The following is a 12,641-nucleotide window of genomic DNA, read 5'->3' as shown; positions in this document are numbered from 1 at the left end:
AACAGCCGTCACAGTGAATGCGTTACGACAAGAAGAATTGCCGAGGAAGACCGATGACCGCCTCCAAGCTCGACCAGCTCCGCCAGATGACCACCGTCGTCGCCGACACCGGCGACATCGAGGCCGTGCGTCGCCTGAAGCCCGTCGACTGCACCACCAACCCGACCCTGATCCTCAAGGCAGTGGAGACGCCGGCCTATGCCCATATCGTCGACGAGGCGATCGGCTGGGGCAAGAAGCAGGGCAGCGGCGATAAGGCGGTCCACGCGGTCTGCGACCGCCTCGCCGTGAGCTTCGGCGCGGAGCTGACCAAGATCGTGCCTGGCCGGGTCTCGACCGAGGTCGACGCCGATCTCTCCTTCGACACGGCCGCGACCATCGAGAAGGCGCGCGCCGTCATCGCCGCCTACAAGGAGCGCGGCGTCGAAAAGGATCGCATCCTCATCAAGATCGCCTCGACCTGGGAGGGCCTGCAGGCTGCCAAGGTGCTGCAGGGCGAGGGCATCGACTGCAACCTGACCCTGCTCTTCGCCTTGTCGCAGGCGGTAGCGGCCGCCGAGGCCAATGCCTTCCTGATCTCGCCCTTCGTTGGCCGCATTCTCGACTGGCATGTCAAGGCCGGCGGCGGCCCCTACACCGCGGAGACCGATCCCGGCGTGGTTTCGGTCAAGAGCATCTACGCCTATTACAAGACCTTCGGCATCAAGACGGTCGTGATGGGGGCCTCCTTCCGCAACACCGGCGAGATCGAGGCGCTGGCGGGCTGCGATCGCCTGACCATCGGGCCTGGCCTGCTCGACGAGCTCGCCGCCGCGACCGGCGACCTGCCGCGCCGCCTGTCGCCCGCCTCCTCGCCGCAGGTGGCCTCGGGCTTCAGCAAGAAGCTGGGCTATGACGAGAAGGCCTTCCGCTTCGCCATGAACGAAGATGCGATGGGCACCGAGAAGCTGGCCGAAGGCATCCGCGGCTTCGTCAAGGACCTGCGCGGCCTGCGCAAGCTCGTCACCGAGAAGCTCGGCTGAGCCGATTTTCGGCGCACGGGCGCGTGATCCGATCTGCCGCCTTGCGGCAGATCATTGACGGAGCGCGCGCGTGCGCCTCTGATGGATGCCTATCCTGACGAGGCCGCCTTGGCTGTTGCGGCCCCGCCCAACCGGAGTCGGCCATGACCACGCCTGCGGAATCCTCCCCTCGCACCGGCTCCTCGCTCGCCACGCATCTAGTGCCGCTGCGGCGCAATTCCGGCTGGTTGATGGCGGCGGGCATCGCGCTGATCATCCTCGGCGTGGTCGGCCTTGGGGCTGTCGCGCTGCTCAGCCTCGCCAGCGCGATCTGGTTCGGGGCGATGATCCTCGTCGGCGGCGTCGTCGTGCTGATAGACGCCTTCCGGCATCAGGGCTGGAAGAGCCGCCTGCTGCACATCCTCATCGGCGCGCTTTACATCGCGGTGGGCCTGATGACCTTCGCCAATCCGCTCCTTGCCACGGCATCGCTGACGCTGCTGGCCGGTGCGGCCCTGGTCGCGACCGGCGTGCTGCGCCTCGTCGTCGCCTTCCAGAACCGGGAACTGCCGGCCTGGCGATGGCTCGCACTATCGGGCGCGCTCTCGCTGCTGCTCGGTGGCATGATCCTGGCGCAATGGCCGGGCTCCAGCCTCTGGGTGCTCGGCACCTTCTTCGCGATCGAGCTGATCTTCCAGGGCTGGGCCGCGATCGCGCTGGCGCGCGCGATCCGCTCCACATTCGACGGCGTGAAGCCGCGCTGAGCCCGTCTGTCTACTCGGCGGCCTCAGCTGTCACGGCCGGTTTGGCCGGTGTGCTGAGGTCGTTGAAGCGGGCGCGCCCGCCGGCTGCTGCCGACTGCAATTGCTGCTTCCAGCCCTTGGCATCGTTGCCGCCGAGCGCGACGAAATCGGCCGGGCGCGAGGCGTCGGCATCACGGCCCTGATAGACGAGCACGCCGCCCGCGGTCACGACGATGTCGCCGCGCCGCAGCGTCGGGTCCTTGAGATACCAGTGCTTGTCGGCCTGGGGATCGAGCTGGACGACGGGCGGCTTGGGTTTCACGGAAACCTCCGGAGCACGGGCGCGTGGCGCCCGCACGCGCGGCTCGTCGTCATAATATTCGTAGATGGGGGAGGCCCGCAGGCGAGGCCCGCCGCCGAACAGCGCGCGGGCGAGATCGTCGAACAGTCCGGCGGCTTCCGCCGCGGGTGCGGCGGCCATGAGGAGCGCCGCCGCGAGTCCAAACCGCGCCATCCCGTTGCGTGCCATCGCCTTGCCCTCCGCTACCACCAGCTCAACGCTCAATGGTCGCGAAAGGTTCGGTTCAGGTTCACGGACGAGGTTAAGATTCTCGTCCGGGATGTTTACTTTTTGCTTTGGGCCGCGAAAGCCTCGGCCCGGATCGTCGAAAGCGACTTGGCAGGCGTGATCGCCTCGGGGTCGAGCAGGCAGTGGATGATCGCGGGCTTGCCGCTCTTCACCGCGCGCTCGAAAGCCGGGGCGAATTCCGCGGTCTTCTCGACCCGCTCGCCATGGCCTCCGAAGGCCTTGGCATAGGCTGCGAAATCAGGGTTCTTCAGCGTCGTCGCCGAGACGCGGCCGGGATAATCGCGCTCCTGATGCATGCGGATCGTGCCGTACATGCCGTTATCGACGACGACGACGATCACCGGCAGGTCGTATTGCACGGCCGTCGCGAAATCCTGGCCGTTCATCAGGAAGCAGCCGTCGCCGGCGAATGCGATCACGGTGCGCTCCGGGAAAATCCGCTTGGCGCCGATTGCGGCCGGCACGCCATAGCCCATCGAGCCGCAGGTCGGGGCGAGCTGCGTCGCGAACTTGTTGAAGCGATGGAAGCGGTGCACCCAGGTCGCGTAATTGCCCGCGCCATTGCACAGGATGGCGTCGTCGGGGAGCTGGCTGCGCAGCCAGCGCACCATCTCGCCAGGATGGAATTCGCCGGGCACGGGCGCCGGCTGCTCGCTCCAGGCGATATAGGCTTCATGCGCGGCGGCGCTGGCGCCCTTCCAGGCGGGGGCATTCGGCGGCTCGATCGTCTTGAGCGCGGCGCAGAAGCCGGCCGGCGAGGCATTGATCGCCAGCGTCGGGCGATAGACCCGGCCGAGCTCTTCCGGATCGGCATGGACATGCACCAGCGGCCGGCCGGGATTCGGGATGCCGAACAGCGTGTAGGACTGGCTCGGCATCTCCGAGAGGCGCCCGCCGACCAGCAGGACGAGGTCGCTCTCCTTGATGCGGGCGAGCAGCTTCGGGTTCGGGCCGATGCCGAGATCGCCGGCGAAGTTCGGATGGTCGGCCGGGAACAGCATCTGCCGGCGGAACGAGACCGCGACCGGCAGGTCGAAACGCTCGGCGAAAGCCTGGAAATTGGCGATCGCCTCCGGGCTCCAGCGCGAGCCGCCGAGGATCGCGATCGGCGACTTGGCGGCAGCGAAGCGCTTGGCGAGATCGGCCATCTGCGCCGGAGCCGGATGCTGCTCGGTGACCTGATAGGGCTCGGCGTCGGCAACGTCAGCAAGGTCGGTCAGCATGTTTTCGGGCAGCGCGATCACGACCGGGCCGGGACGGCCCGAGGTCGCGACATGGAAGGCGCGGCTGATGATCTCCGGGATGCGTGCGGCATCGTCGATCTCGGTCGCCCACTTGGTCATCGTGCCGAAGACGGCGCGGTAGTCGAGTTCCTGGAAGGCCTCGCGCTCGCGCATGCTCTGGTCGATCTGGCCGACGAAGAGGATCAGCGGGGTCGAGTCCTGGTCGGCGATATGGATACCGGGCGAGGCATTGGTGGCACCGGGGCCGCGCGTCACGAAGCAGATGCCGGGCTTGCCGGTGAGCTTGCCGGCGGCTTCCGCCATCATGCAGGCGCCGCCCTCGGCCCGGCAGATGGTGACCTTCATCGAGGCGTCGTGCAGCGCGTCGAGCACGGCGAGATAGCTCTCGCCCGGCACGCAGAAGGCGTCGGTGGCGCCGTGGATCAGAAGCTGGTCGACGAGGATCTGCCCGCCAGTGCGATTAGCCATGCTGCGGCCCTCCCCAGGCCGGGTCGTTCAAGATGTCGTCGGCATGTTCGCCGAGTCGTGGGCTCGGACGTCCTGCCACCTGCCGCACGCCGTTCATGACGATGGGCGAGGCGACGGTCGGAATATGGCCCGCCTTCGCGGCTTCACTCGGCAGGTCGACTCTGACGCCGCGCGCGACGATCTGCGGATCGGCGAAGACCTCGCCGATATCGTTGATCGGGCCGGCGGGCACGCCGACCTTCTCCAGCGCGGCCAGCAGATCGAGCTTGGCATAGCGCTGGCAGAGCAGGTGCAGCTTCTCCGTCAGCGCCACGCGGTTCTTCACCCGCGACTTGTTGTCGAGATAGTCGGGATGGTCCGCCAAAGCCGGCTCGCCCAGCACCTCGCAGAGCTTGCGCCACTGCCCGTCATTGCCGGTCGCGATGATAATATGGCCGTCCGCAACCGGGAACACGTCATAGGGCACGATATTCGGATGGGCGTTGCCGAGCCGCGGCGGCGGATTGCCGCCGACGAGATAGTTCATCGCCTGGTTGCCGAGCACGGCGACCTGCGAATCGAGCAGGGCGAGATCGAGCGTCGAGCCCTCGCCGGTGGCATCGCGCTGGCGCAAGGCCGAGAGGATGCCGACCGTGGCATAGAGCCCGGTATAGATGTCGGCGACGGCGTAGCCCGCCTTCATCGGCGCACCTGCCGGCTCGCCGGTGATCGACATCGCTCCGCCCATGCCCTGCACGAGGAAGTCGTAGCCGGCGCGCGGCGCATAGGGGCCGTCCTGCCCGAAGCCGGTGACCGAGCAATAGACGAGGCGCGGGAAGTCCTTGCGCAGCGAGGCGGCGTCGAGCCCGTATTTCGAGAGGCCGCCGACCTTGAAGTTCTCGATCACGACATCGGCATGCGCGGCGAGACGCCGGACCAGCGCCTGTCCCTCGGCCGTGCGGAAATCGGCGGTGATCGAACGCTTGCCGCGATTGGCGGCATGGAAATAGGCAGCGGAGAGGTGCTCTTCGCCAGTGCCCTCGACGAAGGGCGGGCCCCATTTGCGGGTGTCGTCGCCTTCCGGCGCCTCGACCTTGACGACATCGGCGCCGAGATCGGCCAGGAGCTGGCCGATCCAGGGACCTGCGAGGATGCGCGCCAGTTCGAGGACGCGCAGGCCGGCGAGGGGGGAAGCGGAGGGCGTAGGGAGGGACATGAAGATAGCCTGAACGCCGTCATCCCGGGCTTGTCCCGGGATCCATCGAAGGGCGTTGCGCTCTACGATGGATCCCGGCGCTCCGCTTCGCTGCGGCCGGGATGACGGGTGGGTTTCAGAAGAACGCCTGCAGGCCGGTGATCGCCCGGCCGAGGATCAGCGCGTGGACGTCATGCGTGCCCTCATAGGTGTTCACCGTCTCGAGGTTCGCCGCATGGCGCATCACATGATACTCGATCTGGATGCCGTTGCCGCCGTGCATGTCGCGGGCCTGGCGTGCGATGTCGAGCGCCTTGCCGCAATTGTTGCGCTTGACCAGCGAGATCATCTCCGGGGCCATCTTGCCCTCGTCGAGCAGGCGGCCGACGCGCAGAGAACCCTGCAGGCCGAGCGTGATCTCGGTCAGCATGTCCGCCAGCTTCTTCTGGTAGAGCTGCGTCTGGGCGAGCGGCTTGTTGAACTGCTTGCGGTCGAGCCCGTACTGGCGGGCGCGGTGGAAGCAATCCTCGGCGGCGCCCATCACGCCCCAGGAGATGCCGTAGCGGGCGCGGTTGAGGCAGCCGAACGGGCCGGAGAGGCCCGAGACGTTCGGCAGCAGGTTCTCTTCCGGCACGATGACGCCGTCCATGACGACCTCGCCGGTGATCGAGGCGCGAAGCGAGAGCTTGCCGCCGATCTTCGGCGCGGACAGGCCCTTCATGCCCTTCTCGAGCACGAAGCCGCGGATCTGGTTGTCATGCGCGGCCGACTTCGCCCAGACGACGAAGACGTCGGCGATCGGCGAGTTCGAAATCCACATCTTGGAGCCGGTCAGCCTGTAGCCGTCGGCGACCTTCTCGGCGCGGGTCTTCATGCCGCCGGGATCGGAGCCGGCATCCGGCTCGGTCAGGCCGAAGCAGCCGACCCATTCGCCCGAGCCGAGCTTGGGCAGGTACTTCTTGCGCTGCTCCTCGCTGCCATAGGCATAGATCGGGAACATCACCAGCGAGGACTGCACCGACATCATCGAGCGATAGCCCGAGTCGATGCGCTCGACCTCGCGGGCGACGAGCCCATAGGAGACGTAATTGGCGCCGGCGCAGCCGTATTCCTCGGGGACGGTGACGCCGAGCAGGCCGAGCTCGCCCATTTCGTTGAAGATCGAGCGGTCGGTCTTCTCGTCGAGATAGGCGTCATGGATGCGGGGAGCGAGCTTCTCCTGCGCATAGGCGCGGGCCGTGTCGCGGATCAGCCGCTCGTCCTCGTTCAGCTGCTCGTCGAGCAGGTAGGCATCGTCCCAGGTGAACTTCGCGAGCTTGTGGCTGCCGGCCATTTTCTGTCTCTCCCGTATCGTTTGCGTCATGGTCGGGCTTGACCCGACCATCTCGGAAACCAGCTAATGGTCATGAGATTCTCGGGTCTGCGCTTCGCTACGCCCGAGAATGACGGGTATTAGCGATCACGCATCCACGTCGAAGCTGACGCCCTGCGCCAGCGGCAGCGTGGTGCCGTAGTTCAGCGTGTTGGTGGCGCGGCGCATATAGGCCTTCCAGGCGTCCGAGCCGGCCTCGCGGCCGCCGCCCGTCTCCTTCTCGCCGCCGAACGCGCCGCCGATCTCGGCGCCCGAGGGGCCGATATTGACGTTGGCGATGCCGCAATCGGAGCCCTCGTCGGAGACGAAGAGCTCGGCCTCGCGCATGTTGAGCGTGAAGATCGAGGAGGACAGGCCCGCGCCGACGGCGTTCTGGATCGCGATCGCCTCGTCGATGGACTTGTACTTCATCACGTAGAGGATCGGGGCGAAGGTCTCGCGCTCGACCGGGCCGCACTGCTTGGGCATCTCGACCAGGGCCGGGCGGACATAGAAACCGCCGGAACCGACATCGACCTTCTCGCCGCCATGGACCTTGCCACCTTCAGCCTTGGCCTCGGAGAGCGCCTTCTGCATGCCCTGATAGGCGGCCTCGTCGACCAGCGGGCCGACCAGCACGCCGGCCTCGCGCGGATCGCCGATCTTCACCGAGCCGTAGACCTTGGCGAGCTTCGGCACGAGCGCGTCATAGACGCTTTCATGCACGATCAGGCGGCGCAGCGTGGTGCAACGCTGGCCGGCGGTGCCCATCGCCGCGAAGGCGATGCCGCGCAGCGCGATGTCAAGGTCGGCCGAGGGGGCGACGATCGCGGCGTTGTTGCCGCCGAGTTCGAGGATGGCGCGGGCGAAGCGCGCGGCGAGCTTCTGGCCGACTTCCTTGCCCATGCGGGTCGAGCCGGTGGCCGAGACGACCGGGACGCGGTGGTCCGAAACCAGGATGTCGCCGAGCTCGCGGCCGCCGACGAGGACCTCGGAGAGGCCGATCGGAGCTTCCGAACCAAAGCGCTTCATCGTCTTCTCGACGATGGCCTGCACGGCGAGCGCGGTCAGCGGGGTTTTCTCGGAAGGCTTCCAGACGACGCTGTCACCGCAGACGAAGGCGAGCGCCGCGTTCCAGCACCAGACCGCGACCGGGAAATTGAAGGCCGAGATCACGCCCACGACGCCAATCGGGTGCCAGGTCTCCATCATGCGATGGTTCGGACGCTCCGTGGCGATGGTCAGGCCGTAGAGCTGGCGCGACAGGCCGACGGCGAAGTCGCAGATGTCGATCATCTCCTGGACCTCGCCGAGGCCCTCGGAGGTCACCTTGCCGGCTTCGAGCGTCACCAGCAGGCCGAGATCGGCCTTGGCGGCGCGCAGCTCCTCGCCGAGCAGACGGACGAACTCGCCGCGGCGCGGCGCCGGCACCTTGCGCCAGGCGAGATAGGCGGACTGGGCCCGGCCGATCGCGGCCTCGGCCTCGGCCGGCGACGTCTCGCGCAGCGTCACGACGGTCTCGCCGGTGATCGGCGAGCCCGCCGTCAGGCCGGCATCGGCATAGGCCGAGTCGGCGACGCCGAGGCGCTTGAGCAGGGCGAGCGTGTCTTTCGGCAGGGATGTGGCCATCTTTGTCTTCCAGCGGTCGCGAGCGGGAGCCCAAGAGCACATGCCCCAAGGCGCATGACATAAAGGCGCGGGAACCTTAAGGTCGCCGCGCTTGAGGCCGGCAGAATGCCCTCTTTCCCGTTGCTTGGGCAACCGATATGTTCTCACCACTTGGTGAGTATTTCTCATGGATGACGCGCTCGTTCCCGGCCGCCTCTCGGTGCCCTCGCTGTCCGCGCTCGCCGCCTTCGAGGCGGCGGCCCGGCATGGCAGTTTCACGCGTGCGGCGGAGGAATTGAACCTGACGCAGGGAGCGGTCAGCCGGCAGGTCGCGCATCTCGAGAAGGTGCTCGGCGTCAGCCTGTTCGAGCGCGTCAAGAAGCGCGTCAGCCTGACGGCCGCCGGCGCAGCCTACGCCAACGACATCCGCGACGGCCTGTCCCGGCTCGCGGCTGCGACGGTTTCCGCCATCGCCTTTCGCGGTGCGGCCGGCGTGCTCAATCTGGCTACACTGCCGACCTTCGGTACGCGCTGGCTGATCCCGCGCCTGCCGCGCTTCACCGAGGCTCATCCCGGCATCACCATCAATTTCACCACCCGGCTGGTGCCCTTCGACTTCGCCCGCGAGCAGGTCGATGCCGCCGTGCATTTCGGTGCGGAGAACTGGCCGGGTGCGCGGCTCCATCGCCTGATGGGCGAGGAGGTCGTTCCGGTCGCAGCGCCCTCGCTGCTGGCGCGCGTCGGCATCACCGAGGCGGCCGACATGCTGCGGGCGCCGCTGCTGCAGCAATCGACCCGGCCGCGCGCCTGGGCGAACTGGCTGGAGCAGCAGGGGTTGGCGCCGGAGCGGGCCTTGATGGGGCCGCGTTTCGAGCAGTTCGCCATGATTGCGCAGGCGGCGGTCGCGGGGCTCGGGCTCGCCATCGTGCCGCGCTTCCTGGTCGAGGAGGAGTTGCGCTCGGGCGCGCTGGTCATCCCGATCGACCGGCCCGTGACCGGCAAGGATGGCTACTATCTGGTCTATCCCGAAGAGAAGGCCAATCTGCCGACCGTGATCGCCTTCCGCGACTGGCTGCTCGGGGAATGCGCGCCAGCGAGTTAAGGCGCCTCTCGACAAGCGCCTCGCGCTCGTTCATTCATGCGCGAAATTCACCAACCCGGCTTTTCCCATCCAAGCCGGCTGCGCGAGGCCTGCCATGCCGCCCGTCTCCGAAAGCGCCGATGTCGTGATCTGCGGGGGCGCCGCGATCGGCTCCTCCGTCGCCTATCATCTCGCCGCCGATCCCGGCTTCACCGGCAAGGTCGTGGTGGTCGAGAAGGACCCGACCTATCGCTTGTCGGCCTCCGCGCTCTCGGCCGCCTCGATCCGCCAGCAGTTTTCGAGTGCGGTGAACATCCGCATCTCGCTTTTCGGCATCGATTTCCTGCGCAATATCGGGACACATCTCTCAGTCGACGGCGAGGTTCCGGCGATCGACCTGCATGAGGGCGGCTATCTCTATCTCGCGAGCGAGCCCGGCGCGCCGATCCTCGAAGCCAACCAGAAGCTGCAAGCTGCTGAGGGCGCCGATATCGCCCTCTACGATCCCGCGACGCTGAAGCAGCGCTTCCCCTGGCTCAACACCGAGGATCTCGCTTGTGGCACCTTCGGCGTGAGCGGCGAGGGCTGGTTCGACGGCTGGGCGCTGCTTCAGGCCTTTCGCAAGAAGGCGCGTAGCCTCGGCGTCGAGTATCGGCAGGGCGAGATAGCAGCTTACGTCACCGAAGGCGGGCGCGTCACCGGAGTCGAGCTCGCCGATGGCAGCCGCATCGCTTGCGGCGCCGTGGTCAACGCCAGCGGCACCCATGGTGCGAAGCTCGCCGCGACGGCGGGCGTTTCCATCCCCGTGAAGTCGATGAAGCGCTATGTCTTCTCCTTCACCTGCAAGGGCGATGTCGATGGCTGCCCGCTCCTGATCGACACGACCGGCGCCTGGTGCCGGCAAGAGGGCAAGCGCTCGGCGGAAGGCCAGCTCTTCATCGGCAGCTGCTCGCCCTTGACGCCGGAGCAGGATGCCGAATGGATCGAGACCGATCCTGCAGCGGAGGATGTCGACTGGGGCTTCTTCGAGGAGGTGGTCTGGCCTTCGCTCGCCACCCGCATCCCGGCTTTCGAGCAGATCAGGCCCGGCCGCGCCTGGGCGGGTCCTTACGACATGTGCGGGCTCGACCATAACGCGATCATCGGTCCGGCGGTCGGCCTGCCCAATCTCTATCTCGCAAACGGCTTCTCCGGCCATGGCCTCCAGCAGGCGCCGGCGGTCGGGCGCGGGCTCGCCGAGCATATCGCGCATGGCCGCTATCGCTCGCTCGACCTTGCCGATCTCGGCCACGAGCGCATCGTTGCGAACCGGCCGCTCAAGGAGGCCAACGTCATCTGACCAGGAGCATTTTCGAGCGAAGTGGATACCGGTTCGCGTGAAGAAAATGCGGTAAACCGACTGCCTGAGAGGAGGCCGCCATGGTCGATCCCGCTTTCGTCCAGACCATGGCCCGCTACAACGCCTGGCAGAACCGCAGCCTGATGGCGGCTGCGGATGGCTTGACCGACGAGGCCCGCAAGCTCGATCGCGGCGCCTTCTTCAAGTCGATCCACGGCACCTTCAACCACATCCTCTGGGCCGACGAGACCTGGCTGAGCCGCCTCATCGGCACCGAGAAGCCCTCGGTGGGCGGCCGCGATTCGGCGGTCTATTTCGAGGGCTGGGTGCAGTTCTGTGCGCGCCGGCGGCAACGCGACCAGTTCCTGCTCGACTGGGCCGAGAGTGTCACGGCCGATTGGCTGCGCGGTACGCTGATCTGGTATTCCGGCGCCGCCGGCCGCGAGATGGGCAAGCCGCGCGCCTTCGTGCTCGCGCATTTCTTCAACCACCAGACCCACCATCGCGGCCAGATCCACGCCATGCTCACGGCGGCGGGGGCGAAGCCGGATGATACCGATCTGCTCCTGGTCGACGAGCTGCGGTGAGGGCACTCGCAATTCAAGGCGATCATCCCGGGCGACCATAGGGAGGCCCGGGATCCATGCCTGAGCTTCTAACGGGTAGGCTCAGGCATGGATCCCGGCTCTTCGCCTCGCTCCAGCCGGGATGACATGCGTTTGGGTCTGCGCGGTTTGAGCCTTGGTTCAACGTTCGCAGGATTGCCGTCGTCCTCGTCCCGATCCGGCGGCACGGCTGCCGTGGCGTTCTGGCTGAGCTTCTGGAACAGGCCGAGCCCGATCAGGGCCAGCACGGCGAGCAGCATCAGCAGGCCGGGATAGATGATGTCCCCCATCGTCTCGCGCGAGGTCTTGGCGATCAGCACCAGCGATTCCAACGAGAGCGCCACGATCATGATCGACATGAACTTGGTCAGCGATCCCCGCGCCTCGGCCGGGTGGCGCATTTCGCGATCGGCGATGACCTCCTCCTCGAACAGGAACTTGCCGACATCGGCGACCGCCACCGCGATGATGACGAGGCCGATCCCGTCGAGCATCGTGTCGAGCGCACCGTCGCCGGTCCAGAACCCCTGCGACGTCCGCCAGACCGCGACGCCGATCAGGACGATCGAGGCGCCCAGCAACGCAAAGGCGATGACCGTGTAGAGAACGCGGCTGAACAGCGTCATGTCTTCCCCCCAATCCGCTTACAGGCGACAACCTTCAGCGAAGCTGCGGGTTCCGTTTGGGAGAAGCAGGGTCACGCATCGACGGTTTGCATGGCCGCTCCCATGACACAGCCGATTGCCGACTATCGCGATCCATGGTCCAAGCGCTGAGTTCCGCCGGAGCGCTTCACATGCCCGAGACGACGACCCTCATCACCTTCTCGCTGATCGCGCTCGGCATGGTGCTGACGCCCGGCCCCAACATGATCTACCTGATCTCGCGCTCGATCGCGCAGGGCAGGGGCGCCGGGCTGATCTCGCTCGGCGGCGTCATCCTCGGTTTCTTCGTCTACATGTTCTGCGCGGCGTTCGGCATCACGGCGCTGCTCTTCGCCGTGCCCTATGCCTATGACGTGCTCAGGCTTGGTGGCGCGGCCTATCTGCTCTGGCTCGCCTGGCAGGCTGTGCGGCCGGGCGGCAGCTCGCCCTTCCATGTCCGTGATCTCCCGCATGACGGGCCGCGCAAGCTCTTCGCCATGGGCTTCCTGACCAGCCTGCTCAATCCGAAGATCGCGATGTTCTATCTCGCGCTCCTGCCGCAATTCATCGATCCGGCCGCCGGCAACGTGCTCTCCCAATCGGTCGTGCTCGGCTTCGTCCAGATCGCGATCAGCGGCAGCGTCAATGCCCTGATCGCGACGGCGGCCGGCAGCATCGCGCTGTTCCTGCGGACGCGGCCGTTCTGGTCGCTGGTCCAGCGCTGGCTGATGGGCACGGTGCTCGCGGGCTTCGCTGTGCGCATGGCGATGGAATCGCGGCGCTAGCAAGCCGGG

The 12,641-nt window shown here is 67.0% G+C and carries 12 protein-coding genes; 6 read left to right on the top strand and 6 right to left on the bottom strand.

The features are described 5' to 3' along the window. The first annotated feature begins 53 nt into the window (after positions 1-53). The gene (gene tal, locus AC3WMA_RS05885) at positions 54-1,022 is read left to right on the top strand and encodes a transaldolase (RefSeq protein WP_492284435.1); all 969 of its coding nucleotides are present in this window, start codon (positions 54-56) and stop codon (positions 1,020-1,022) included. Between the two features lie 143 nt (positions 1,023-1,165). After that, the gene (locus AC3WMA_RS05880; protein ID WP_492284434.1) at positions 1,166-1,765 is read left to right on the top strand and encodes an HdeD family acid-resistance protein; all 600 of its coding nucleotides are present in this window, start codon (positions 1,166-1,168) and stop codon (positions 1,763-1,765) included. 10 nt (positions 1,766-1,775) lie between these two features. On the opposite strand, the gene AC3WMA_RS05875 is transcribed toward AC3WMA_RS05880, so the two are convergent. From AC3WMA_RS05875 to amaB, 5 genes are all read right to left on the bottom strand, one after another. Further along, a complete protein-coding gene (locus AC3WMA_RS05875) occupies positions 1,776-2,273 on the bottom strand; it encodes a hypothetical protein (protein WP_492284433.1) in 498 nt (165 codons plus the stop codon). A gap of 95 nt (positions 2,274-2,368) precedes the next feature. Next, positions 2,369-4,045, bottom strand: a complete 1,677-nt coding sequence (locus AC3WMA_RS05870) for a thiamine pyrophosphate-binding protein (RefSeq protein WP_492284432.1) — start codon at positions 4,043-4,045, stop codon at positions 2,369-2,371. Beyond that, on the bottom strand, positions 4,038-5,240 hold the full coding sequence (locus AC3WMA_RS05865; protein ID WP_492284431.1) for a CaiB/BaiF CoA transferase family protein: 1,203 nt from the start codon (positions 5,238-5,240) through the stop codon (positions 4,038-4,040). Before AC3WMA_RS05865 ends, AC3WMA_RS05870 begins: the two co-directional genes overlap by 8 nt. Positions 5,241-5,355: 115 nt before the next feature. Beyond that, positions 5,356-6,552: an acyl-CoA dehydrogenase gene (locus AC3WMA_RS05860; RefSeq protein WP_492284430.1), complete on the bottom strand. Its 1,197-nt coding sequence runs from the start codon at positions 6,550-6,552 to the stop codon at positions 5,356-5,358. 126 nt (positions 6,553-6,678) lie between these two features. Continuing rightward, positions 6,679-8,199, bottom strand: a complete 1,521-nt coding sequence (gene amaB / locus AC3WMA_RS05855; RefSeq protein ID WP_492284429.1) for an L-piperidine-6-carboxylate dehydrogenase — start codon at positions 8,197-8,199, stop codon at positions 6,679-6,681. A gap of 166 nt (positions 8,200-8,365) precedes the next feature. Here amaB and AC3WMA_RS05850 point away from each other — a divergent pair, with 166 nt between their 5' ends. The 3 genes from AC3WMA_RS05850 to AC3WMA_RS05840 all read left to right on the top strand — a co-directional run bounded on the left by AC3WMA_RS05850 (position 8,366) and on the right by AC3WMA_RS05840 (position 11,185). Then, positions 8,366-9,280 (top strand): LysR family transcriptional regulator, encoded by a 915-nt coding sequence (locus tag AC3WMA_RS05850; protein ID WP_492284428.1) that lies wholly within the window; start codon positions 8,366-8,368, stop codon positions 9,278-9,280. A gap of 94 nt (positions 9,281-9,374) precedes the next feature. Continuing rightward, positions 9,375-10,598 (top strand): NAD(P)/FAD-dependent oxidoreductase, encoded by a 1,224-nt coding sequence (locus AC3WMA_RS05845; RefSeq protein WP_492284427.1) that lies wholly within the window; start codon positions 9,375-9,377, stop codon positions 10,596-10,598. Positions 10,599-10,678: 80 nt separating this feature from the next. Next, on the top strand, positions 10,679-11,185 hold the full coding sequence (locus AC3WMA_RS05840) for a DinB family protein (RefSeq protein ID WP_492284426.1): 507 nt from the start codon (positions 10,679-10,681) through the stop codon (positions 11,183-11,185). A 68-nt stretch (positions 11,186-11,253) separates the two neighbouring features. Here the strand turns inward: AC3WMA_RS05840 and AC3WMA_RS05835 are convergent, their stop codons facing one another. Continuing rightward, complete coding sequence (locus AC3WMA_RS05835; protein ID WP_492284425.1) at positions 11,254-11,829, bottom strand: GNAT family acetyltransferase; 576 nt, start codon at positions 11,827-11,829, stop codon at positions 11,254-11,256. Positions 11,830-11,999: 170 nt separating this feature from the next. On the opposite strand from AC3WMA_RS05835, the gene AC3WMA_RS05830 reads away from it, so the two are divergent. Further along, positions 12,000-12,632, top strand: coding sequence for a LysE family translocator (locus AC3WMA_RS05830; RefSeq protein WP_492284424.1), 633 nt, complete (start codon positions 12,000-12,002; stop codon positions 12,630-12,632). Positions 12,633-12,641: the final 9 nt, after the last annotated feature.

The organism is Allobosea sp. FW305-C-101 (assembly GCF_058783685.1).
The sequence above is the reverse complement of the archived record's forward strand: the minus strand, read 5'-3'. Positions and strand labels throughout refer to the sequence as shown.

Excerpts from the sequence above, each read along its gene's own strand:
- tal (WP_492284435.1), top strand. The coding sequence starts at position 54 with ATGACCGCCTCCAAGCTCGACCAGCTCCGCCAGATGACCACCGTCGTC.
- AC3WMA_RS05880 (WP_492284434.1), top strand. The coding sequence starts at position 1,166 with ATGACCACGCCTGCGGAATCCTCCCCTCGCACCGGCTCCTCGCTCGCC.
- AC3WMA_RS05875 (WP_492284433.1), bottom strand. The coding sequence starts at position 2,273 with ATGGCACGCAACGGGATGGCGCGGTTTGGACTCGCGGCGGCGCTCCTC.
- AC3WMA_RS05870 (WP_492284432.1), bottom strand. The coding sequence starts at position 4,045 with ATGGCTAATCGCACTGGCGGGCAGATCCTCGTCGACCAGCTTCTGATC.
- AC3WMA_RS05865 (WP_492284431.1), bottom strand. The coding sequence starts at position 5,240 with ATGTCCCTCCCTACGCCCTCCGCTTCCCCCCTCGCCGGCCTGCGCGTC.
- AC3WMA_RS05860 (WP_492284430.1), bottom strand. The coding sequence starts at position 6,552 with ATGGCCGGCAGCCACAAGCTCGCGAAGTTCACCTGGGACGATGCCTAC.
- amaB (WP_492284429.1), bottom strand. The coding sequence starts at position 8,199 with ATGGCCACATCCCTGCCGAAAGACACGCTCGCCCTGCTCAAGCGCCTC.
- AC3WMA_RS05850 (WP_492284428.1), top strand. The coding sequence starts at position 8,366 with ATGGATGACGCGCTCGTTCCCGGCCGCCTCTCGGTGCCCTCGCTGTCC.
- AC3WMA_RS05845 (WP_492284427.1), top strand. The coding sequence starts at position 9,375 with ATGCCGCCCGTCTCCGAAAGCGCCGATGTCGTGATCTGCGGGGGCGCC.
- AC3WMA_RS05840 (WP_492284426.1), top strand. The coding sequence starts at position 10,679 with ATGGTCGATCCCGCTTTCGTCCAGACCATGGCCCGCTACAACGCCTGG.
- AC3WMA_RS05835 (WP_492284425.1), bottom strand. The coding sequence starts at position 11,829 with ATGACGCTGTTCAGCCGCGTTCTCTACACGGTCATCGCCTTTGCGTTG.
- AC3WMA_RS05830 (WP_492284424.1), top strand. The coding sequence starts at position 12,000 with ATGCCCGAGACGACGACCCTCATCACCTTCTCGCTGATCGCGCTCGGC.